The 19,832-nt window shown below is 65.9% G+C and carries 17 protein-coding genes; 5 read left to right on the top strand and 12 right to left on the bottom strand.

The window, feature by feature from the left end; all coding sequences use genetic code 11:
* Nucleotides 1–2 precede the first annotated feature (2 nt).
* The 5 genes from ARTSIC4J27_RS05250 to ARTSIC4J27_RS05230 form a co-directional block, all read right to left on the bottom strand.
* A complete protein-coding gene (locus ARTSIC4J27_RS05250) occupies nucleotides 3–1,781 on the bottom strand; it encodes an N-acetylglutaminylglutamine amidotransferase (protein ID WP_050054159.1) in 1,779 nt (592 codons plus the stop codon).
* Nucleotides 1,782–1,805: 24 nt separating this feature from the next.
* Nucleotides 1,806–3,284, bottom strand: coding sequence for an aminotransferase class I/II-fold pyridoxal phosphate-dependent enzyme (locus ARTSIC4J27_RS23460; protein WP_050054158.1), 1,479 nt, complete (start codon nucleotides 3,282–3,284; stop codon nucleotides 1,806–1,808).
* Between the two features lie 20 nt (nucleotides 3,285–3,304).
* Entirely contained in the window at nucleotides 3,305–4,438 is a 1,134-nt protein-coding gene (locus ARTSIC4J27_RS05240) for a glutamate--cysteine ligase (protein WP_050054157.1), read from the bottom strand.
* Nucleotides 4,439–4,699: 261 nt separating this feature from the next.
* Nucleotides 4,700–5,518 (bottom strand): gamma-glutamyl-gamma-aminobutyrate hydrolase family protein, encoded by an 819-nt coding sequence (locus tag ARTSIC4J27_RS05235; protein ID WP_050054156.1) that lies wholly within the window; start codon nucleotides 5,516–5,518, stop codon nucleotides 4,700–4,702.
* A 109-nt stretch (nucleotides 5,519–5,627) separates the two neighbouring features.
* A complete protein-coding gene (locus tag ARTSIC4J27_RS05230) occupies nucleotides 5,628–6,428 on the bottom strand; it encodes a carbon-nitrogen hydrolase family protein (protein WP_050054155.1) in 801 nt (266 codons plus the stop codon).
* 249 nt (nucleotides 6,429–6,677) lie between these two features.
* On the opposite strand from ARTSIC4J27_RS05230, the gene ARTSIC4J27_RS05225 reads away from it, so the two are divergent.
* The 3 genes from ARTSIC4J27_RS05225 (at nucleotide 6,678) to ARTSIC4J27_RS05215 (ending at nucleotide 9,444) form a co-directional block, all read left to right on the top strand.
* Nucleotides 6,678–7,151, top strand: coding sequence for a hypothetical protein (locus ARTSIC4J27_RS05225; protein WP_050054154.1), 474 nt, complete (start codon nucleotides 6,678–6,680; stop codon nucleotides 7,149–7,151).
* 104 nt (nucleotides 7,152–7,255) lie between these two features.
* Entirely contained in the window at nucleotides 7,256–8,674 is a 1,419-nt protein-coding gene (locus tag ARTSIC4J27_RS05220; protein WP_152683788.1) for a hypothetical protein, read from the top strand.
* Between the two features lie 35 nt (nucleotides 8,675–8,709).
* Nucleotides 8,710–9,444 (top strand): class I SAM-dependent methyltransferase, encoded by a 735-nt coding sequence (locus tag ARTSIC4J27_RS05215; RefSeq protein ID WP_083435344.1) that lies wholly within the window; start codon nucleotides 8,710–8,712, stop codon nucleotides 9,442–9,444.
* Between the two features lie 16 nt (nucleotides 9,445–9,460).
* On the opposite strand, the gene ARTSIC4J27_RS05210 is transcribed toward ARTSIC4J27_RS05215, so the two are convergent.
* The 3 genes from ARTSIC4J27_RS05210 to ARTSIC4J27_RS05200 are packed head-to-tail and all read right to left on the bottom strand — an operon-like array spanning nucleotide 9,461 to nucleotide 12,288.
* Entirely contained in the window at nucleotides 9,461–10,351 is an 891-nt protein-coding gene (locus ARTSIC4J27_RS05210) for an LssY C-terminal domain-containing protein (protein ID WP_050054153.1), read from the bottom strand.
* Nucleotides 10,348–11,049, bottom strand: coding sequence for an esterase/lipase family protein (locus ARTSIC4J27_RS05205; protein WP_050054152.1), 702 nt, complete (start codon nucleotides 11,047–11,049; stop codon nucleotides 10,348–10,350). The genes ARTSIC4J27_RS05210 and ARTSIC4J27_RS05205 overlap by 4 nt, the downstream gene beginning before the upstream one ends.
* 21 nt (nucleotides 11,050–11,070) lie before the next feature.
* Nucleotides 11,071–12,288, bottom strand: a complete 1,218-nt coding sequence (locus ARTSIC4J27_RS05200) for an MFS transporter (RefSeq protein ID WP_050054151.1) — start codon at nucleotides 12,286–12,288, stop codon at nucleotides 11,071–11,073.
* A gap of 134 nt (nucleotides 12,289–12,422) precedes the next feature.
* On the opposite strand from ARTSIC4J27_RS05200, the gene ARTSIC4J27_RS05195 reads away from it, so the two are divergent.
* Both ARTSIC4J27_RS05195 and ARTSIC4J27_RS05190 read left to right on the top strand, forming a co-directional pair.
* Nucleotides 12,423–12,764, top strand: a complete 342-nt coding sequence (locus ARTSIC4J27_RS05195; protein ID WP_050054150.1) for a thioredoxin domain-containing protein — start codon at nucleotides 12,423–12,425, stop codon at nucleotides 12,762–12,764.
* 259 nt (nucleotides 12,765–13,023) lie between these two features.
* Entirely contained in the window at nucleotides 13,024–13,350 is a 327-nt protein-coding gene (locus ARTSIC4J27_RS05190; protein ID WP_050054149.1) for a hypothetical protein, read from the top strand.
* Nucleotides 13,351–13,493: 143 nt separating this feature from the next.
* On the opposite strand, the gene ARTSIC4J27_RS05185 is transcribed toward ARTSIC4J27_RS05190, so the two are convergent.
* From ARTSIC4J27_RS05185 to ARTSIC4J27_RS05170, 4 genes are all read right to left on the bottom strand, one after another.
* Nucleotides 13,494–15,269 carry a sensor domain-containing protein gene (locus ARTSIC4J27_RS05185; protein ID WP_050054148.1) on the bottom strand — a complete coding sequence of 592 codons (1,776 nt, stop codon included), beginning with the start codon at nucleotides 15,267–15,269 and terminating at the stop codon, nucleotides 13,494–13,496.
* A complete protein-coding gene (locus ARTSIC4J27_RS05180) occupies nucleotides 15,266–16,102 on the bottom strand; it encodes an alpha/beta fold hydrolase (protein ID WP_050054147.1) in 837 nt (278 codons plus the stop codon). Before ARTSIC4J27_RS05180 ends, ARTSIC4J27_RS05185 begins: the two co-directional genes overlap by 4 nt.
* A gap of 104 nt (nucleotides 16,103–16,206) precedes the next feature.
* Entirely contained in the window at nucleotides 16,207–17,667 is a 1,461-nt protein-coding gene (locus tag ARTSIC4J27_RS05175) for a TrkH family potassium uptake protein (protein ID WP_083435336.1), read from the bottom strand.
* Nucleotides 17,664–19,646, bottom strand: coding sequence for an APC family permease (locus ARTSIC4J27_RS05170; protein ID WP_050054146.1), 1,983 nt, complete (start codon nucleotides 19,644–19,646; stop codon nucleotides 17,664–17,666). Before ARTSIC4J27_RS05170 ends, ARTSIC4J27_RS05175 begins: the two co-directional genes overlap by 4 nt.
* Nucleotides 19,647–19,832 lie beyond the last annotated feature (186 nt).

Here is a 19,832-nt window from a genome sequence, read left to right as displayed (position 1 = left end):
GCTTAGCCCACCCCGTGCTGCTGGAGCCACATTTCCAGCAGCGCCAGCTGCCAGAGCACGTTGCTGTTCACGGGGGTCCGCTGCATGTTGGGGTTGGCCAGGAGCCCGTCGAGGTACGCGGGCTGGAAGAGACCGCGCTGCTTGGCCTCCGGCGCATGCAGGGCTTCGCGCACCAGGCTGATGAAGGGTTCTTCCAGGTGCCGGAGTGCCGGAACGGGGAAGTAGCCCTTGGGCCGGTCCACCACCGCGGCCGGAAGCAGCTGCCGGCCAAGGTCCTTCAGGATCCCCTTCCCGCCCTGCGACGCCTTCAGCTCCGGCGGGCAGGCGGCGGCGAGTTCCACCAGTTCATGGTCCAGGAACGGGACACGGGCCTCGATGCCCCAGGCCATGCTCATGTTGTCCAGACGCTTAACGGGGTCGTCCACCATGAGCAGGTGCGTGTCCAGCCGGAGCACCGCATCCAGGGCAGTCTCCGCTCCTGGAGCCTGCAGGTTGGCGGCCAGAACCTCATTGCTCACATCCGGGCCGCAGTACCACTCGGGTTCCAGGATGTTCAGGAGCTCCTCATGGCTGTGGTCCACAAAACCCGCCGAGAAAGCCGGCAGAGCCCGGGCACGGCCCACGGACGCAAGCGGCTGGTGGTACGCATACCCGCCGAATACCTCGTCGGCGCCCTGGCCGCACTGCACCACCTTCACGTGTTCCGTCACCGTCCGGCACAGCAGGTGGAAGGCCGTCACGTCGTGGCTGGCCATCGGTTCGGACATCGCCCCCACTGCCCCGGCAATGGAGGGTGCGAATTCGGAGGTGCTGACGTGCAGCTGCTCATGCCGCGTGCCGAATTCCCGCGCCACGAGGTCGGAGTAGGCGAACTCGTTCCCGGAATCCCCGCCGGCGCCGTCGAACCCGATACTGAACGTCGAGAGCCCGTGCTGGCCCTCCTCCGCGAGCAGCGCAACCAGCAGGCTTGAATCCAGTCCCCCGGAGAGAAGGACACCCACCGGCACATCGGCCACCATCCGCCGCCGTACTGCTGTTTTGAGTGACTCGCGGACCGCGTCCTGCCAGTCCGCGGCGGACCAGCCCGCGTGCTCCGCCTTCCGCGTGTAGGAAGGCTTCCAGTACTCGCGGTCGCGCCAGGTCCCGTCCGGGCGGATGGTCCGGATGGTGGCCGCCGGCAGCTTCTGGACGCCGGCCAGGATGGTCCGGGGCGCCGGTACGATCGAGTGCCAACTCAGGTAATGGTGCAGTGCCACCTCGTCGATGGAGGTGTCGATCCCGCCGGAGGCCACCAGCGCCGGAAGGCTGGACGCGAAGCGAAGCCTGCCGTGCAGGTGCGAGACGTACACCGGTTTGATGCCCAGCCGGTCCCGGACCAGGAGGACTTCGTGCCGCCGCGGATCGTACAGCGCGATGGCGAACATTCCCACCAGGTGGTGGACGAAGTCGTCGCCCCATTTCCGGTAGGCCTTCAGGATCACTTCCGTGTCGCTGGTGGACCGGAAGGTGAACTCGGGTTCGAGTTCCCGGCGTAGTTCCTTGTAGTTGTAGATGCAGCCGTTGAACGTGATGGTCAGGCCTCCGTCGTCCACCATGGGCTGGGCACCGGCCTCCGAGAGGTCGATGATGCTGAGCCGCTGATGCCCCAGTGCAACCCAGCCCGCCTCCCATGTTCCCCGTCCGTCCGGTCCCCTCGACGTCATTGCCCCCATGATGTCCAGGACGGCCTCCGTGGAGGCCTGTCTTCCGTTGAAGGCGATTTCGCCGGCTATACCGCACATGCTGCTGTCCTCGTTCCTTGCGATTTACTGCGATCGGTGTGGTTCTTCGCGGACCACCCTGATGGTTTTCAGTGTTGGATCGGCGGGATCGGGCAGGACCATGCCTGCCTCCACGCCGCTCCTGAGATAGTCGATGGCGGCCTGGTTGATCCGTTCGCCCGGCAGCAGGAGCGGGATGCCGGGCGGGTAGGGCGTGGCCATTTCCGCGGCGATGCGGCCGGGTGCTTCCTCGCACGGGATGACTTCCACCGGCCCGAAGAACGCGTCCCGGGGCAGCATCGCCGTCTCCAGGTAGAGGTCCTCCTCATCGGGGATGACGACGGCGGGCGGCCGGGGCAGGTCCGGGGCGGCTTCAGTGAGTGCACGGAGCCCGGCCAGAAGACGCTCCGCCGTCCCGTCGTCGTCGGAGATCGAGATGACGGCCTCTGTGCGGCGGTGGTCTGTTGTGCCCATGTCGATGCGGCAGTTTTCACGGAGCCAGTCCGTTGCCTGGAACCCGCTGATGCCCAGCCTGGAAACGTCGATCATGATGTGGAGGATGTCCAGATCATGCGAGGCCTCGGCATGGACCAGTTCGTCTTCGAGGACATGCAGCCCGGGGAGCGCCTCAATGTCCCGCCGGAGTCCTTTGGCCAGCTCCAGGGCCTTGTCGATCAGGGCCTTGCCGTCCTGCACCATCTGCCGGCGCCAGCCGTCCATCGCCGCGTACAGCAGGACGTTTGCGCTGGTGGTGGACAAAACGTCGGCGCACTGGTTCAGGCGGACCGGGTCCACCAGGTTGCCCTGGAGGTGGAACATGGAGCCCTGCTCGAAGCCCAGCCCCATCTTGTGGACGCTGACCACGCAGATGTCCGCGCCCGCGGACATGGCCCAGGTGGGGGTGTCCGGGTGGAAGGGCAGCTGCGCCCCCCAGGCCTCATCGACGATCAGCGGTTTGCCCCGCTTGTGGCAGATCTCCACGATGGCCTCCAGGTCCGCGCAGGTGCCGTAGGGGGTGGGGCTGACAATCAGCGCAGCGGAAGCGTCCGGGTACCGCTGCCACATCTCCTCCACCGCCTCGGGTGACGGCGGATGGGCCAGTTTCAGCTCGTTGTCCCACCGCGGCTTGATCCAGCGCGGCTGGAGCCCGGAGAGCACCAGCCCCGAGACCACTGACTTGTGCGCGTCCCGGCCGATCAGGAGTTCACCTTCGCCGCGGGTGACCGCGAGGATGGCTGCCTTGACGGACAGTGAACTGCCGCAGGTGGTGAAGAAGGCTTTGTCCGCGCCCACGGCCTCGGCCATCAGCTGCTCGGCTTTGGACAGGTAGCCGTTGGAGGACTTCCGGTCGTCCAGGCCAGAGGAGGCAACGACGTCGGACTTGAAGCTTTGCCCGCCCAGCACCTCCAGGACGCGTGGGTCGACGCCGCGGCCCTGGCGGTGCGCCGGGGGTGTGAAACCGTACCTGTCCAGTTTCTGGTGTTCGGCCAGTGCATCAAGCACCGGTGTTTCGTTCTGGTCCATGTGTCCTCCTGGATCGTTATCTAGGAACTCTGGTCGGTGGCCAGCAGCGGCAAACCCCTCAGCGTGTGGAGCGGTGTGGTTGGCAGACTGCTGATCCGGATGGCGTCGGCAATGACACCACACAGACTGCCCGTCTCGGCGAAGGCGGCCCGCTGGCGGGCAGCGCCGGTGCCCCTGGTCAACACCTGGAACAGCAAGGACTCCACAACGTCGAATTCGCCCTGGCTCTTCAGCGCGGCCTGGACGTGGTCCAGCAGCGCCATGGCCACCTCGAAGGCGGGCCGGGGGCTGCCGGTGAGCGGGTCCAGCAAGTCGCCGTCGAGCCCGAAGCGGCCCGCCTGCCAGGAGGCAAGCCGCAATTGTGTGGCAGAGACAGGGGCGGGAGGCACGCCATCACGCCATTGCCTGGCCGCCGTTTCCACCAGGCCCCGCACCAGGCCGGCCAGGAGGACGGCGTCGTCGGCAAACAGGCATACATCCCCCACCCGCACTTCAACGGTGGGATGGCGGTGGCTGAGCCGGGCGTCAAAGTAGATTTGTCCCCTGTCCAGCAGGACTCCGGAAGCGAGGATCTCGTTGACCTGGCGGTGGTAGGCCGCGGCCGATCCGAAGATCTCGCAGGGCCCTGCGGTGGGCCACCGGTTCCATGCCTGGGAGCGGTAGCTTGCGTATCCGGAGTCCGTGGCATTCCAGTAAGGCGAATTTGCTGTGATGGCCATCAGGACCGGCAGCCAGATCCGGATCCGGTCCAGGACGGCAACGCCTTCCTCGTCCGACTCAACCTCTACATGCACGTGGCAGCCGCAGGTCAGCTGCTCCACAGCAGTGAGGCCAAACCGCTCGATCATCCGCTCGTACCGGACGCCGGGGCTGGTGGTGGATTTCACGGGAAGGGGTGAGGTGGCAAGGGCTACGGACCGTGCCCCTACTGCACGGGCCGTTGCGTCTGCGCTGGCCCGGCGCAGTGTAATGTCCTGCGCCAGCTCGTCCAGGCTGATCCTCGGCAGGGTGCAGGTCTCGATTTGTTCCTGCTTCATCTCGCGGCTCAGCCCGTCGTCATCATTGAGGCGTTCCAGGAGGTCGCCGAGCGGCACAGCATGCCCGTCCGCGTTATCCACGATGAGGAACTCTTCCTCAACACCTACCCGGCGCATCACAGCTGCCCCTTCGAACCGGCCACTCCCCCGATGGGAAAGAGTCCGCGGACAAAAAGAACATCGTTACGGATACCAGCCATTTCTGCTCCCTGGTTCAAAACCCATGAAGCGTTTGGCTTAACCTCAGTGTCTAAAACATACTAAGCATGCTTATTTATGCTCCGCAAGCTGCAATGCAAAGAACCGCCCCGAAAGCCACGCGGGTGGATGCGCGGTTTCGGGGCGGTTCTATTGCTCCTTTGAGGGGAAGTTTGCGCGTCAGCCGAGCGGCGGCCCGGCCAGGCTGGCATTGATTTCTGCGGAGACGGCCGACGGCGGTGTGGCCGGGACCAGGCGGGACAGGAACTTCGCGGCGGCGGCTTCGACAAAACCGCGGAACAGGCCGAAGTCCTCGGGCAGCTCCTCCGGGTGCCACTGGATGCCCATGGCGAAAGTAGCCGCGGGATATTCGATGGCCTCCACCACCTGGTCCTCGCTCCAGGCAGCGGCGATGAGGCCCTCGCCGAGCTTGTCCACGGCCTGGTGGTGGGACACGGGGACGGGGCCGGGGTTGGCGCCGATCAGCTGTTCCAGGCGGGACCCGGCCTTGACCTCCACGGGAATGCGGTTGAAGGTGTAGCCGCCGGGCTGGTACTGGCTGTTGCCGATCACGTCCGGCAGGTGCTGGTGGAGGCTGCCGCCGAGCGTTACGTTCAGCAGCTGCTCGCCGCGGCAGATGCACAGCAGCGGTACGTCCTGGTGGATGGCTTCCTGGATAAGGGCCTGCTCCCAGGCGTCGCGTTCGAGGCGCGGTGTATCGGTCGCGGGGTGTGCTTCCTGGCCGTAGAGGGCAGGGTTGACGTCCCAGCCGCCGGGAACAACCAGGCCGTCGAGCCTGCTGACCAGCAGTTCAACCATGCCTGCCATCACCGGCTGCGGCGGCAGGAGGATGGGCATACCGCCGGCGGCGATGATGGGTTTCAGGTACGTCTCCGGCAGGAAAGCCGCACTGACCGTGCCGCAACCATCGGTGCCGGCCTGCTCGAGGTAGGTGGTGAGTCCGATGACAGGTTTCATCGCGGCGTCGGTGGTGTGCACTGTGGTCCCTCCAGGAAGATCTAGCTCCCTACAATTTTATGGCGGCGGAGGGCCCGGAATGTTTCGTCGCCGTCAATTCCTCGTGTCAAGACGATCACACTTTTTGGGTTCATTCCGTATCCGCCGGGACCACCTTGAAGCGGCGGTTCCGGAGGGACGGGACGCGGGTCCGGACGGCCGCGATCCTCTCGGGTTCAAGCTGGGCAAAAACGACGCCGGGCGCCTCTCCGGCGTTGGCGATCACCACCCCGAAGGGGTCCACCACCATGGAGTAGGCCGTGGCCAGCGGTCCGCACTGGTTGGCCGTGACAACGTACGAGGTGTTCTCGATGGCCCGCGCCCGCACCAGGGTGATGAAGTGGTCCTCCTTGCCCGGACCCACGATCCACATGGCGGGCAGGAGCAGGACGTTTGCTCCGGCGTCCACCAGGTGGCGTGCGCTCTCGGGGAACCTCGCGTCGTAGCAGGTAAGCATGCCCAGGCGCAGCTGGCCGTAGGAGAGCAGGTCCGGCTCCCCGATGATGCCCTGACTGGTGCCGTCGCTTTCGCGGTAGCCGAAGGCGTCATAGAGGTGGACTTTGCGGTACGTGCCCTGGATGTCGCCGTCGCCGTCGAGGGCCACCAGGGTGTTGAACGGAAGGCCGCCGGGATTGGCCTCGGTGGTTCCCACAACCACCGGCAGCCTAAGGGACTTTGCGAGTGTGGCGATGCCGCTGATAAAAGGGCCGTCCAGGGGCTCCGCCACGTCCGCGAGGACGATGGAGGGTTCACTGCTCGCATAGAGGCTGGACTCCGGAAGCAACAGCAGGTCCGCGTTGCCCAACGCGGCGGCCTGCATCAGCTGGGCGATCTGCTGCAGGTTCTTCCGGGGTTCCCTGCCCGCGCTGAACTGCCCTGAGGCGATCCTCATTACAGTCCTCCTGCCATCGCGAAACGGCCCCTCTTCAAAGACTGGCACACCCGGGTCTCCGGGGACAGCCCCCTTCCTGCGCTCCGGTCGGAATGGCTCTGACCTGCGCAAACGTCGATCAACTTTTGACCCAACCTTGAGTGATTACCCGTGTGTAATTTGAGGCAGCTCCAGCAAGCTATTCCTATCGGAGCCGCTAAGGCTCAAAAGGTCTCAGCGGAACACCGCACAAACTTTTAGGGGCACATCATGGGCAAGGTAGCAGGACGTAAAAAGCGCATCATCGGTACCACCGTTGCATTGGTGGCTATCGGCGGCGGCGCCGCTTTCGCTTACTGGAGCGCCACCGGCACGCATGACACCACCACCGCCGCGGGCACCGCCACCAACTTCACAGTCACCAGCACCATTGCCGGGGATCCGCTCTCCCCCAACGGCCCCGTCAAGACCGCCACCTTCACGGTGACCAACCCGGGCACCGGCGTCCAGAAGCTCAGCAACATGGCCGTCACTGTGGCCGGCACCGGCGGCGCAACCTGGACCGCCGTCAGCGGATGCTCCGCAGCGGACTTCGCTGTCGGCACACCGTCCTTCACCGCCACCGAGATCAAGGCCGGGGAGTCCGTGACCGGCACCGTAACGCTTCAGATGATCGACCGCCCGGGTGTGAACCAGGACGGGTGCAAGGGTGCGGCGGTACCCCTGCACTTCGCGGCCAGCTGAAGAGGGCCCGGATTCGCCTTCCTTCAACAGTCAATCAGCTTCATAGCCCGATGGTGATGAAGTCCGCCTAACTGCTGCAAGCTCGATTTCTTTGGAAGGTCCCCGTGCCCGCAGACGCCAGCTCCCCCGAAGCCTCCCCCCGGCTTCGGCGGGAGCTGGTTTTGTTTTCTCCGGTGGTCCGGTCAGTTGCCTTGGCCGTTATCGTCGCGGTCATCGCGGCCCTTGTGGGTGCCGTGCCGGCCGCGGCCTACTGGCGCGCCACCGGAACAGGAAGTACGACGGCGTCAGTCGCCACACTGCTTCCGCCCACGGACGTGCAGGTGCCGGCAAGCAGCAACTCCAGCGTAGCCGTCAGCTGGACTGCTTCCCTGGGTGCGATCGTTCCCACCGGCTACTACGTCACCCGCCTGACCGGCACCACGGCCATGGCAGCCTGCGGATCGGGCCCTTCGGCCCTGGTCGCCTCCACCTCCTGCACGGACACCTCGGTGCCGGAGGGGACACACCGGTACGTGGTCACCGCGGTCTACCGGTCATGGACAGCCGCCGGCACCGCGAGCGGCAACGTGACGGTGACCAGCCTGCGCGATCTCTCCTACACGTCCCAGCCTGCCGCCACCGTAACTGCCGGCTCGGCCATCACGTCGTTCCAGGTCCAGTTGCGGACCATCTTCGGGTTTGAAGTGTGGGAGCAGGGCGTGCCCATCACCGTCAGCATCGGGGCTAACCCCGGCGGCGGAACACTCTCCGGGACAGCAACTGCCTACACCAACTGGTCCGGCACAGCCACGTTTACCGGGTTGTCGATCGACAAAGCCGGCACCGGCTACACGCTCATCGCTGCCAGCCCCGGCTACGCGGGTATCGCCAGCCGCAGCTTCGCGGTCACCCCAGCGGCTGCGAACAAGCTGGTCCTCATTGCCGGCAGCACCCTGACAGGCCCCGCTTCCAGCGGCGCCCTGCTCGGCCCGGTGACAGTGCAGCGCCAGGATGCGTACGGAAACCCTGTCACGGCAGGAACCACCACCCTCATACTGGCAACCTCAACAGCCGCGGGCTTCTTCGCCGCAGCATCAAACGGAGTAAGGACCACCACGGTGGGCATCCCCGCGGGCTCGTCGTCGGCGTCGTTCTTCTACGGCGACACCAAAGCCGGCACGGCAACCATCACCACAGCAGCACCGGGCCTGGCGGCTCCCGCGGCAGTCACCGCAACCATCTCAGCGGCACCGCCACGAAAACTTCTCTTCGACGCCATCAGCACTGAAATCGAAAAGAACAAACTGATCCTCCCCGCGGTGACCGTCCGGATCGTGGATGCCTTCGGCAACCCCACAGACGCCACGGTGCCGGTAACCCTGCAGTCCAACTGCAGCCTCAAAAACAATCTCCCCAAAACCTCCACCGGAGGCGTGGCTTCCTTCCCCGAGCTTGAGGTTCCGGGAAAGGCCACCGGCTGCGTGTTGACTGCCCTGAGCGGGACGCTGCCCGCGGCTACCAGCAACACCTTCAACGTCAATTAAAAGTCCTGATGCCCGCCATGCTCGGGGCCGATAGCATGGCACAACACCGGAACAGGCTTCGGACGAAGGACGCGATCGTGGGCAAAGGCAGGCGCGAGCCGGACCGCACCGGGGAGCACGGGCCCGCGGACCTCCAGCATCCCCGCTTCGCACGGGCCTACGCCCGGGGCGTGGAAGAGATGGACAGCCGCGGAGGCAGCCGGCACCGGCGCACTATCCTTGCCGGGCTCAGCGGGAACGTCATCGAAATCGGGGCCGGCAGCGGTTCATCCTTCGACCTCTACCCCAGGACCGTGACGCACGTTCTTGCCATCGAACCCGATGACTATCTCCGCAACCTGGCCCTTGCCGGTGCGGCCTCGGCACCAGTGCCCGTTACTGTCAGGGCCGCGGCCGCAGATCGGATCCCGGCCGAGGATGCGGCGGCGGACGCCGTCGTTACCAGCCTTGTCCTGTGCAGCGTCCCGGACCAGGCTGCGGCACTGCGCGAAATCCGCCGCGTGCTGCGACCCGGCGGAACGCTCGCCTTCTATGAACATGTCCGTTCAGCAAACCCGCTGGTCGCGGCCGCAGAAGACCTCATCACCCCGGTCTGGCGGCGGCTGGCCGGCGGCTGCCATCTCAACCGGGACACGCCCGCGGCCATCACGGCAGCAGGGTTCACCATCCAGGCCTGCCGGCGCTTCGGCTTCTCCCCCGGACCGCTGGCCCCGGCCCTCGCCCACATCCTGGGCACAGCCACCAGCCCGGAACATCCGGGCAACGGCTGACCCCCCAGGAGCCGCCCTATGAACGCGGGCCCGTCCGCCGCAGCCGCTCGGGCGGGTGCAGGTCGATAATGGGGAGGTGCCCGTCGGTGCGGATGGCGTCGCCGCCGCCGTTGCGGTGGTGGTAGCCGCTGGAGTAGTTGAGGATGATGTGGACCGATTCCACGGCGTTGGCCGAGCGGAGCGTCTCGATGATGAAGTCCCGCTCCTCATCCGTGCGGTCGGCGATTTTATGCGTGATCTGGAACGTGAACAGGGACAGCCCCACGCTGCGGTCATAGGTGCCGGCGCCCACCCAGTCCACGGCCAGGCCGCCCGGCAGCCGCCACCCGGCCGGGCATTTCCAGAACCGGACGTGGTGCCGTTTCCGGGGATTGCCGTCGATTTCGCGCTGGAAGGCGAGGTCCTGCTTATTGCCGAACACGTAGAGCGAACTCACCGGGGCCGACCGGTAGCTGCGGCCCATCACGGTGGACGTGAGGGTGCGCCAGGCGGAGGCAGGCGTGATGGGATCAGCCTCCACCCAGCCGGACGTCAGCATGGCCTGCCGCAGTTCTTCCCTGGGCCCCACCACCGCGAGGTTCACGGGATCGCCCAGGACGCCGTCGCCCGTCCTTGTCCGCCCGATGAAGTAGTCCGGGATGTACAGGCTGCTGAGGATTTTGTGGACGCGCGGCAGCAGGGCGTAGGCCAGGATCAGCCAGACCGGCAGGAAAACCCATGCCTGTTCCGGGCCTCGCGAGAGCCGCGCGAGCAGGAAGTAATAGACGGCCCAGCCCACGGCGATGGTGACCACCAGGTACAGGAGCCGCTGCAGGACCGCCAGGACGGTGGCCCACCTGCTTTGCCGTCGCACCACCGCGTTGCTGGACGGTGAGTGGTCCGGTTCTTCCACAACAGCGCCCGTCATGCCGGAAGGTTCAGCTGCTCCACGATGATCCGGGCGGTCTCCGGGTCACCGAGGATCCGGAAGTGCCCGGCCGTGGGCAGCTCGATATTGGTGGCGCCGGGCAGGACGCTGCCCTCGGGAATGTGCGGATCAAACGGGCCGTAAATGGACGTGATCCGGCTGTTAATGGTCTCCTCGCGGGCCAGCTGGAGGGTCAGGGCGTTGTTCGGGGAGAAGATCCGCAGGCTGGGCAGCAGCATGTAACGGGCGTAGCGGGACCCGGAAAACGGCGTGCACACCGCGATCATCCGCTCGATCCGGTGCTCGGGATCCAGGTTCAGCATGGCGTACTTTCCGATCAGCCCGCCCTTGCTGTGCGCCACGATGGCAGCATCGCGCAGCCCCGCTTCCTCCAGGTGCTGCGCCACCATCCGGGCGGCGGCGGGAACGTCCAGCTTATTGCGCTGCAGCACGGTGACCACGTGGACGGGATGGCCGGCGTCGTGGATGGACCTGATGAGCGGCATCATAAACTGCCAGTTTTCGTACACGCCCGGAATAATCAGCACGGGGTTGAGGTGGCCTTTGTGGAAGGAACCCGGCTGCACCCGGGACACCGCGCCCTGGACCTGGCAGATGGCGGCATAGACGTAGTCCTGCAGCCACCACATGCCCTTCTGCAGCGGACTGATACGAGCGGGGGTCCCCGTTTCACTCATCTGTTGAGGATAACGCCTGCGTCAGTAGTTCCGGCGGTGCTTCATGCGGGGAATCACGACGGCGAACACGGCCGCCGCCGCGAACCCCAGGATGCCCGTGGCTGAGATCCCCGCGCCCAGGGAGGCGAGGGCCGTCACCCCGGAGAGGAGTACCGGCCCGCCGGTGGACCCGGCGTCGGCCATGAACCGCCACAGCCCCAGGAACTGGCCGCGGCCGCGGTCCGGCGAGAAATCCGCCCCCAGCGTCATCACCAGCCCGGAACTGATCCCGTTGCCAAACCCGATCAGCAGCGCCGCCAGGAGCAGCCCGCCGAAGGAACCTGTCAGCGGAATCAGCAGCAGCGCAGCACCCATCAGCAGCGTGGACGGGACGGCCACAAACTGCCGGCCTTTCCGGTCCATCAGCTTCCCGGCGGGATAGAACACCAGCATGTCGATGGCCCCGGACAACCCGTAAATCAATGACGCGGAGCTGGCGTCCATGCCCAGGTGGTCCGACCACAGCGGGATGACCACCTGGCGCGAGGACCGGAGCGCGCTCAGCAGCAGGATCCCCACGCCCACGCTCAGGAGCACCTTCGCATGGGACACCGCGACGCTGCGGAGGGTGGGCTCCGGACCCTTGTGGCCGCCGCCGGACCCGCCCGCAACTTCCAGGTCAGGGATGGTGAGGGACAGCAGCGCGGCCGCGGCCATGGCCACCACGCCCACCCAGTACGCGCCGCTGATGCCGGAGAACTGCATCACCGCCGCGCCCAGGAACGGCCCGATGAACACCCCGATCCGGTTCATGCCGCCCAGCGTGGACAGCGCCCGCGCCCGGAACTCCACGGGCACCGCTTCCGTCAGGTATTTCTGCCGTGCCAGCGCGAACACCGCCCCGGACATTCCGACGACGGCCATCGCCGCCGCGAGCAGCCACAGCCCGTTGGGGATCAGGGAGGACAGCCCCGCCGCGGCGAGCGCCAGACCGGCGGCCCCGGCCGCGCCCACGATGGCCCAGCGTTCACCGAATTTCAGCGTCACGAGGGATGCGGGCAAGTTGAAGAACCACGAGCCGAGCCCGATCAGCGTGACGATCAGTGCCGCGAGAGCCACGGAAGCGCCGAGGTCGCGCGCGGTCAGTGCCACTACCGGAAGGATGGCGCCCTGCCCGATCCCAAAAAGCAGCGTGGGGCCGAAAGCGGCCACGGCGATGCCGCGCAGGGTGAAGGGCTGTGGGGCATCCGGGGAAGTCATCAGATTTATTTTAGGTTGGCCGGCAGCAGCGGCGAGAAAGGCACCCGTTTGGGGGTCACAAAACCCTTGCAAAGGACTAGCGTTTGCCTTATGGGTGCTGATCCGCGCCCATAACCAAAGGGGAGGTTCATTTCATGGGTGAAGTGTGGATCCGTACGCTCGGCAACGGGTTGGTCCGGGCAGACAATGTCACCGAGATTTCATCCACCCGCGGGTCCCTCCATGAGGACCAGGGGTATTCGCTGAAGGTCATCGTGGACGGCAAAGGCCATGTCCTGATTGATGACAGCGACCTGCAGGGCGGGCTGGCCGAGCGGCTCGAATACGCGCGGCACGTTGAAGACGCCCTGCTGCTGGCCATGGACGAAGCGCGCGACATCGATGCCGCAGTGGTGATCTCCTACGAACCGGAGCGTGAGCGCTGGTCTGCTGCCCCGGTCTCAGTATTAACAGGAAGGCTTCCCGAGTCGGTGTGAGCCCGGCGCGGAAAGGCTGCGGGAGCGGACGACGGCGGCCGGCGGCGTGGGAGCCGACGGCCGCGGCTTCCAGGGCTTCCGGCATGCTCCCGGCAACAGGGGGCTCTGCGGCGTCACAACATCAGCATCCACAATCGGTGTAATAAATCCGTAACTGTTGCGTGGATCACATTCACCCCCTACTCTGATTGAGGCTTAAGAAACAGGCCAATGCAAGAAGCTGCAGCGTCGCAGCCAATGCCGGGGAAGGCTTTACAACGTGAATTCAAAGCTCAACATTGTTGTCCGTGTAGATCTCGACCATGCGAAAGCTCTGGTGATTGCAAAGGGGCACATCACCGTGCACAGCGTGAACGCGCTTTATGTAGTAGTCAAGCGCGCCAATTCCATCAAGCAGGGACTGGACCTGAAGTTGGATATCTCCCATGCCGTGGTGGATGACGAGGCACTGGAGCAGCTGCAGGCGTGCTCCGATACCCATCATCTGCCGGCCATGATCGATCCGTCGCAGAAGCCGTGCACTATCAGTGTCCTGGCACCGCGGCGTCAACATACCACCTCGCGGCCGGCACTGCTCGCCGCATAAGGCTTTAGGCCAGGCACCCGCCGCGTCCACAGATCGGACCAGGGTGCCGGCCGCACACTTCTTATCTTTCAGGCTTTCCACCGACTGGAAGTGCAGCTGTATCCGAATAGCGGGTAGCTGCACTCCCAGTCCGGTGGAAACTTTTATGCGCTGACAGGATCGCCGTCGGCATGGGCGTCCAGCCACTCCTTCAGGGCCGGGGCAGGCAGCGGACGGGCGAAGTGATAACCCTGGGCGAGGTCGCAACCCATCGATTTGAGGGTCTGCACCTGCCCGGGCGTTTCCACTCCCTCGGCGACTGCCCGGATTCCCACCGCATGGGCCAGGTCAATGCAGCTGCCCACGATGGCAGAGTCCCCGGAATCGGATCCGAGGCCGTTGATGAAGGACCGGTCGATCTTCAGCTCGTCGATGGGGAACTTCTTCAGGTATGTCAGGCTCGAGTAGCCCGTGCCGAAGTCGTCCACGGCGAGCCCCACCCCAAGCTTCTTGAGGGCCGTCAGCGAAACCAGCGCACCATTGGGGTCTGCCATCAGGGCCGTTTCGGTGATTTCCAGCAGCAGGTGCGAAGGCTCGATGTCCCGCAGCCGGAGGGCGCCTTCCACCATGGCCACCAGATCCGGGTCGCTGAGCTGGCGGGCGGAGAGGTTGACGGCGAATTCGAGGCCCGCGCCGCCGCGGCCTTCCCGGCGCCAGTTGTCCGCCTGCCTGAGCGTTTCGCCCAGGACCCAGGCCCCGAGCGGGCGAACCAGCCCCGATTCTTCGGCCATGGTGATGAATTCCGACGGCGGCAGCAGTCCCCGTGTGGGATGCTGCCACCGCACCAGGGCCTCAACCCCGACGGTGCGCCCCGTACGCAGGTCCACGCGGGGCTGGTAGTGCACCCGGAGGGCGCCTTCATTGATTCCCCGGCGGAGCTCACCCAAGGCGCGGAGCCGGTCCACGGTGGGATCGGACGCGGCCGGCTCATGCAGTTCCCAGCGGCTGCGTCCCAGTTCCTTCGCCCGGTACATCGCGATATCGGCCCGCCGGATCAGGTCTTCAAGGCTTTCCTCTTCGTCCCCTGCGGCGGCAACTCCGATGCTGGCGGAGGTGACTATTTCCAGCCCTTCAATCCGGACCGGAGCCTTAATGACCTCCAACAGTTCCGCGGCAAGGGCAGTGGCTTCCCCGGCACCGGCGAAGGTGCCCGCCACAACGAACTCGTCTCCGGCAAGCCGGGCCACGGAACCGGGATCCGGTACAGCCTTTGCCAGGCGCTCGGCGACGGAAACCAGCAGTTCGCCCCCTGCCGCGTGCCCTAGGCTGTCATTGACGGCTTTGAAGTGGTCCAGGTCAATGAACAGGACCGCCAACCGGTCCCCGCCGGCCCTAACGTGGTCCGGCGCGGCGTCCAGCTTGGCCTTGAGTCCCGCCCTGTTGGGCAGCCCGGTCAGGCCGTCATGGAGGGCGAGGTGCTGCAATTCCTTTTCAGCCTCGGCGCGGCGGGCATCCGCTTCTTCCGCAGTCCGAAGTGCCGCTACCAGCTCCCGTTCATACATCCGGCGCTCATGGGCGCTGAAGATAATGACGCGGACGCTCGCCGGCTCCCCTCCCGAGCCGGGTGACCGTGACGCCGAGAGCAGCGCCGCACGGCGTCCGCCGTCGGCGTCGATGATTTCAACAGCTATTTCAGAGACGGCGCCGTTGATGCCCAGCTGCGGAATGCAGTGGGTGGAGTAGAGGATCTGGTCCCCCACCGGCATCAGGGACTGCAGCCTGGAGCCCACCAGCCGGGGCCGACCGTAACCCGACCAGCGCACAAAGGTATCGTTGACCGCCGTGATCCGTCCGTCGTCGTCCGTTACCAGGTACCCGCACGGCGCCTGCTGGAACAGCGCCTCGAAATGGCCTGGGCCCGGCCCGTGGGAATCTGTCACGGACTGGCCGAAAGGTATTCCAGGATGGCCCTGGCGGTGTCCTCCGGTGCGCTGATGTGCGGGCAGTGGCCGGTGGCCTGGAGCTGGACCAGCGTGCTGCGCTCAAGGTGCTGGTGCACGTAGGAACCCACTTCCTGCGGCGCAAGGAGGTCATCGGAGCATTGCAGGATCAGGCTGTCATTGCCCACCTTTTCCAGCACGGACCGGGTGTCCGAGAGGAAGGTGACCCGGGCAAAATGCCGGGCGATGGACGGATTGGTCCGGCAGAAGCTGCTCCGGAGTTCCTCGGAAAGCTCCGGCGCCTCCGGGTGGCCCATGGCCATGGGCGCCAGTGCTTCGGCCCAGGCGAAGTAGTTGCTGTCCAGGGAAGTGAGCAGGCCTTCAATATCGTCCTGCGAGAATCCACCCACGTAGCCGTCGGCTGAGTCGTTGATGTAGCGCGGGGACGGAGCCACCAGGACCAGCCGGGAGAACCGGTCCGGTTCCCGGGCAGCGGCGATGACAGCGACCATCGCGCTGACGCTATGGGCCACCAGGATAACGTCTTTCAGGTCCAGTGCGTCGCAGATTTCCAGGAGGTCCGCCGCGTAGCCGTCCAGCGTTCCGTACTTCTCGCGGTCGTAGGCGTTGACGTCGGAGCGGCCCGCGCCGACGTTGTCAAAGAGCACCAGGCGGTAGGTGTCGGCGAAGTAGGGCAGGAGCCGCCGCCACATGTCCTGGTCGCAGCCGTAGCCGTGGGCGAACATCATCACCGGCCCGTCCGCCCGCCCGGATACGGTGACGTTGTTCCGCTTGATGACCGGCGAAACTGCTGAAGTGACTGTTTCGACCATGCCGCACTGGCCCCCGGGTAATAAGAAGGGATACTTGCCTCAGATATTAGCGGCGGGCGGCCGGGGATTCCTAGGACCGGCCACCGCTTGATGCAATCTTGCCCCTACCCGATGATGGGGCGTTCCTCGGGGAGGTGGAAGAGCCGGGGCCGGGCGGAAAGAGCCAGTGCGGAGGCAACCGTTACCGTGCCGATGCGGCCCGTGAACATCAGTACCATCAGCACCCACTCCGCGGACGGCGGCAAATTGTAGGTGATGCCGGTGCTCATCCCTACCGTAGCGAAGGCGGAGATGGATTCGAACAGGACCTTTTCCAGGCTGTAGTCGGTGAAGAGGAGCAGCAGCATGGTTCCGATGACCACGGCGGCGACCCCCAGCAGCGCCACGGACAGGGCCTGGCGCTGGGAGGAGGAGCTGACGGAACGGTGGGCGATGGTCACCTGGTCGCGGCCGCGGACTTCGTTCCAGATGGCGAAGCCCAGCACCAGGAACGTGGTGATTTTGATGCCGCCGGCGGTGCCCGCGCTGCCGCCGCCGATGAACATCAGGATGTTGGTGACCATCAGGGTTTCCGGGGCCGCGGCGCCGTAGTCGATGCTGTTGAACCCGGCGGTGCGGGGGAAAACGCTGCCGGCGAAGGAGCCCAGGATCTTGCCGGTGAAGGAGAGCTGGCCCAGCGTTTCGTTCCGGTTCCACTCAAACGCCGCGAACAGCGCCATCCCTGCGAGAAGGAGGAACAGCGTGCCGTAGATGGTCAGGCGCAGGTGGACGGTCCAGTTCCGGGGTTTGGTCCCGCCCCGGCTGAGCTGGATGATCACCGGGAAGCCGAGCCCGCCGGCGATGACGGCCAGGCAGATCGGGGTGATGATCCACGGGTCCTCGGCGAAGCCGATAAGGCTGTCGCTGTAGACCGAGAACCCGGCATTGTTGAACGCGGAGATGGCGTGGAAGATCCCGTGCCAGAGGGCGGTTCCGGGGTTCTGGTCATAGGCGATCCAGAACCGCGCTGTGAGGATCGCGGCCGTTGCGGACTCAAAGGCCAGCATGATCTTTGCAACCCGCACCAGCACTGCCCGGACGTCGCCGAGGTTCAGGGTGTGGGTTTCCGTCTGCGCCACGAGCTGGCCGCGCAGGCCGATGCTTTTGCGGACCAGCAGTGCCAGCAGGGTGGCCAGCGCCATGATGCCGAAGCCGCCCACCTGGATGAGCGCCAGGATGACCACGTGCCCGAACGGGGTCCAGAAGGTAGCCGTATCCACGGTGATGAGGCCCGTGACGCAGACCGCCGAGACCGAGGTGAACAAGGCATCCATAAAGGCCCCGGCGTCGGGGTCCGTGCGTGAGACCGGAAGCATCAGCAGTGCCGCCCCGATGATAATGACCATCAGGAAGGCGACCGGTACAGCCCTGACCGGGTGGGTCAGGATCCGGCGGACGATGTTTGCCTTCCTGCCCTCCTTTTCGTTCCGGGCGTCCCGCAGCAGCTTCCGGACGGCGGCCACGCTGGAAGCGTCAGGCCCTGCTGTGGCAGGGCCCGACGGCGGGATGCTCTTTCGCAGGCTCATCCCACGTGGATGCCCGGGCGCTGCGCCGGGTCCGGTTCGTTTTCACGGATGATCTCCCGGACCACCGGGGCAGTGTCACCGCGGCCCAGGAGCAGGTAGCGCATGAGGTGCGCCAGGGGATTCCCTTCCGACCACTCGAAGTAGGCATGCGGCTTCACGCCCGTACCGTCCCTGAGCGCCAGCAGGATGGCGGCGATGGCATTGGGCGCGGCCGGGCTCTGCGCGCGCAGGACCCGGTGGCCGTCCACTTCAACGCCGCGGACGTGCAATGTGTCGCTGAACTCCGACGGATCGGTGATGTCGATTTCCAGGAAGATGACATCGGCCGATCCGGGCACGGGATTGTTCTCCCGCTGTTCTGCTTCTTTGTCCGCGTATTCTGCACCGTTGCGCGCCTGCGGCCGGTTGGCGATCAGGTTGATCCGGCCGTCGTAGTCCAGGGTGTCGCTGATGAAGCGGCGGGCGTCGTCGTCGAACTCTATTCTGTCCACGCGCAGCTCCGTGGTGCGGCTGATCCGGGAGACGAGCGAGACCGCCACGATGCCCAGGATGAAGAACGCGGAGATGGCCAGGCCGTCTGGTTTTTCGATGGCGTTGGCGGCCAGGGCGTAGAGCATCACCAGGGTGAGCACCGTGAAGCCGACGGCGGCGGGCGGCTGTTTGCGCCGGATGGCGGAGATGGTGACGGCGATGGCACCGGAGACCATCATGGCCAGGATCCCGGTGGCGTATGCCCCGGCCTGCGCGTTCACGTCCGCGTTGAAGCCGATGGTGATCAGGATGCTGATGGCGGTGTAGACGAGCACCACCGGGCGGACTGCGCGGGACCAGTCCGGGGCCATGCCGTAGGAGGGCAGGTACCGGGGGACGATGTTGATCAGGCCGGCCATGGCCGAGGCGCCGGCGAACCACAGGATGAGGATGCTGCTCACGTCATAGACGGACCCGAAGCCGTTGCCCAGGTGTTCGTGGGCCAGGTAGGCCAGGGCGCGGCCGTTGGCCTCTCCTCCGGTTTGGAATTCCTCGGCGGGAATCAGCACGGTGGTGACGAAGCTGCTGCCCAGCAGGTACACGCTCATGATGAGTGCCGCCGTCGTGAGCAGTTTGCGGGTGTTGCGCACCCGGCTGGCCAGCTTTTCCTCGGCGGTGGCGCCGTGGGAGGCAACCAGGGGCATCATGCTGACGCCGGTCTCGAAGCCGGAGAGACCCAGGACCAGCAGCGGGAAGGCCATCAGGGCCGGGCCCACGATTCCGCCCGGCCCGCCGCCGGCGGAGGCCAGGGCGTCGGTCCACGTGCTGAGTGCGCCGGGCGTTGCGAGGATTTCCACCATCCCGGCCACGATGATGACGGCGTTCAGCACCAGGAACACGGCCACCAGGGGAATGGCGACGGCGACGGCTTCTGAAAATCCCATCAGGAACACGGCGCCAAGCACCAGCAGGAAGAAGACGGTGATGCCTACCGCCTGGCCTTCCAGGAACGGCGGCAGGTACGGGTTCTCGAGCAGGTGCACGGTGGCGTCGGCGGCGGAAAGGGTGATGGTGATGATCCAGGAGGTGGCCACGAAGCCAAGCAGGACCAGCACAAAAACCTTGCCCCGCCAGAAGGGCAGGAGCCGTTCCAGCATCGCCACGGATCCCTGCCCGTGCGGGCTTTCCCTGGCCACCCGCCGGTACATGGGCAGCATGCCCAGGAGCGTCAGGGCCACGATGAGCAGGGTGGCCAGCGGGGAGAGGGCGCCGGCCGCGAGCGCTGCGATGCCAGGCAGGTAGGAGAGGGTGGAGAAGTAGTCCACGCCGGTCAGGCACATGACCTTCCACCAGCTTTGCTGCCCGCCGTGGGGCTCGTTGGCTTCTGGGCCGACGGGCTGGCTGACCCGGTGTTCCAGCAGCCACTTGGCCAGCACACTGCGCGGTTCGGTTTCGAGTTCCGGATTGGGAACGGTGGCGGGAAGGGAAGACCGGGCGGGAGCCGTCAAGGACGTGTCTTTCGTTGGTGCCCGTCACGGGCACCATTCCCCGTTCCAGGCGCGACGCTGAGCTGATAACTCACGGAGCCTAGCACCGGGCGAACTGCCTCCGGCCGGGTGTTCCGGGGATCTTAACGCTTTCTTAACGCCTCCGTGCGGGCAGGCACGTGCGGGCCTGGCGGAACTTCGAGTACC

Origin of the sequence: Pseudarthrobacter siccitolerans, assembly GCF_001046895.1 — a bacterium.
Classification (GTDB): Bacteria; Actinomycetota; Actinomycetes; order Actinomycetales; family Micrococcaceae; genus Arthrobacter; species Arthrobacter siccitolerans.
This window is presented reverse-complemented; position numbering and strand designations above follow the sequence as displayed.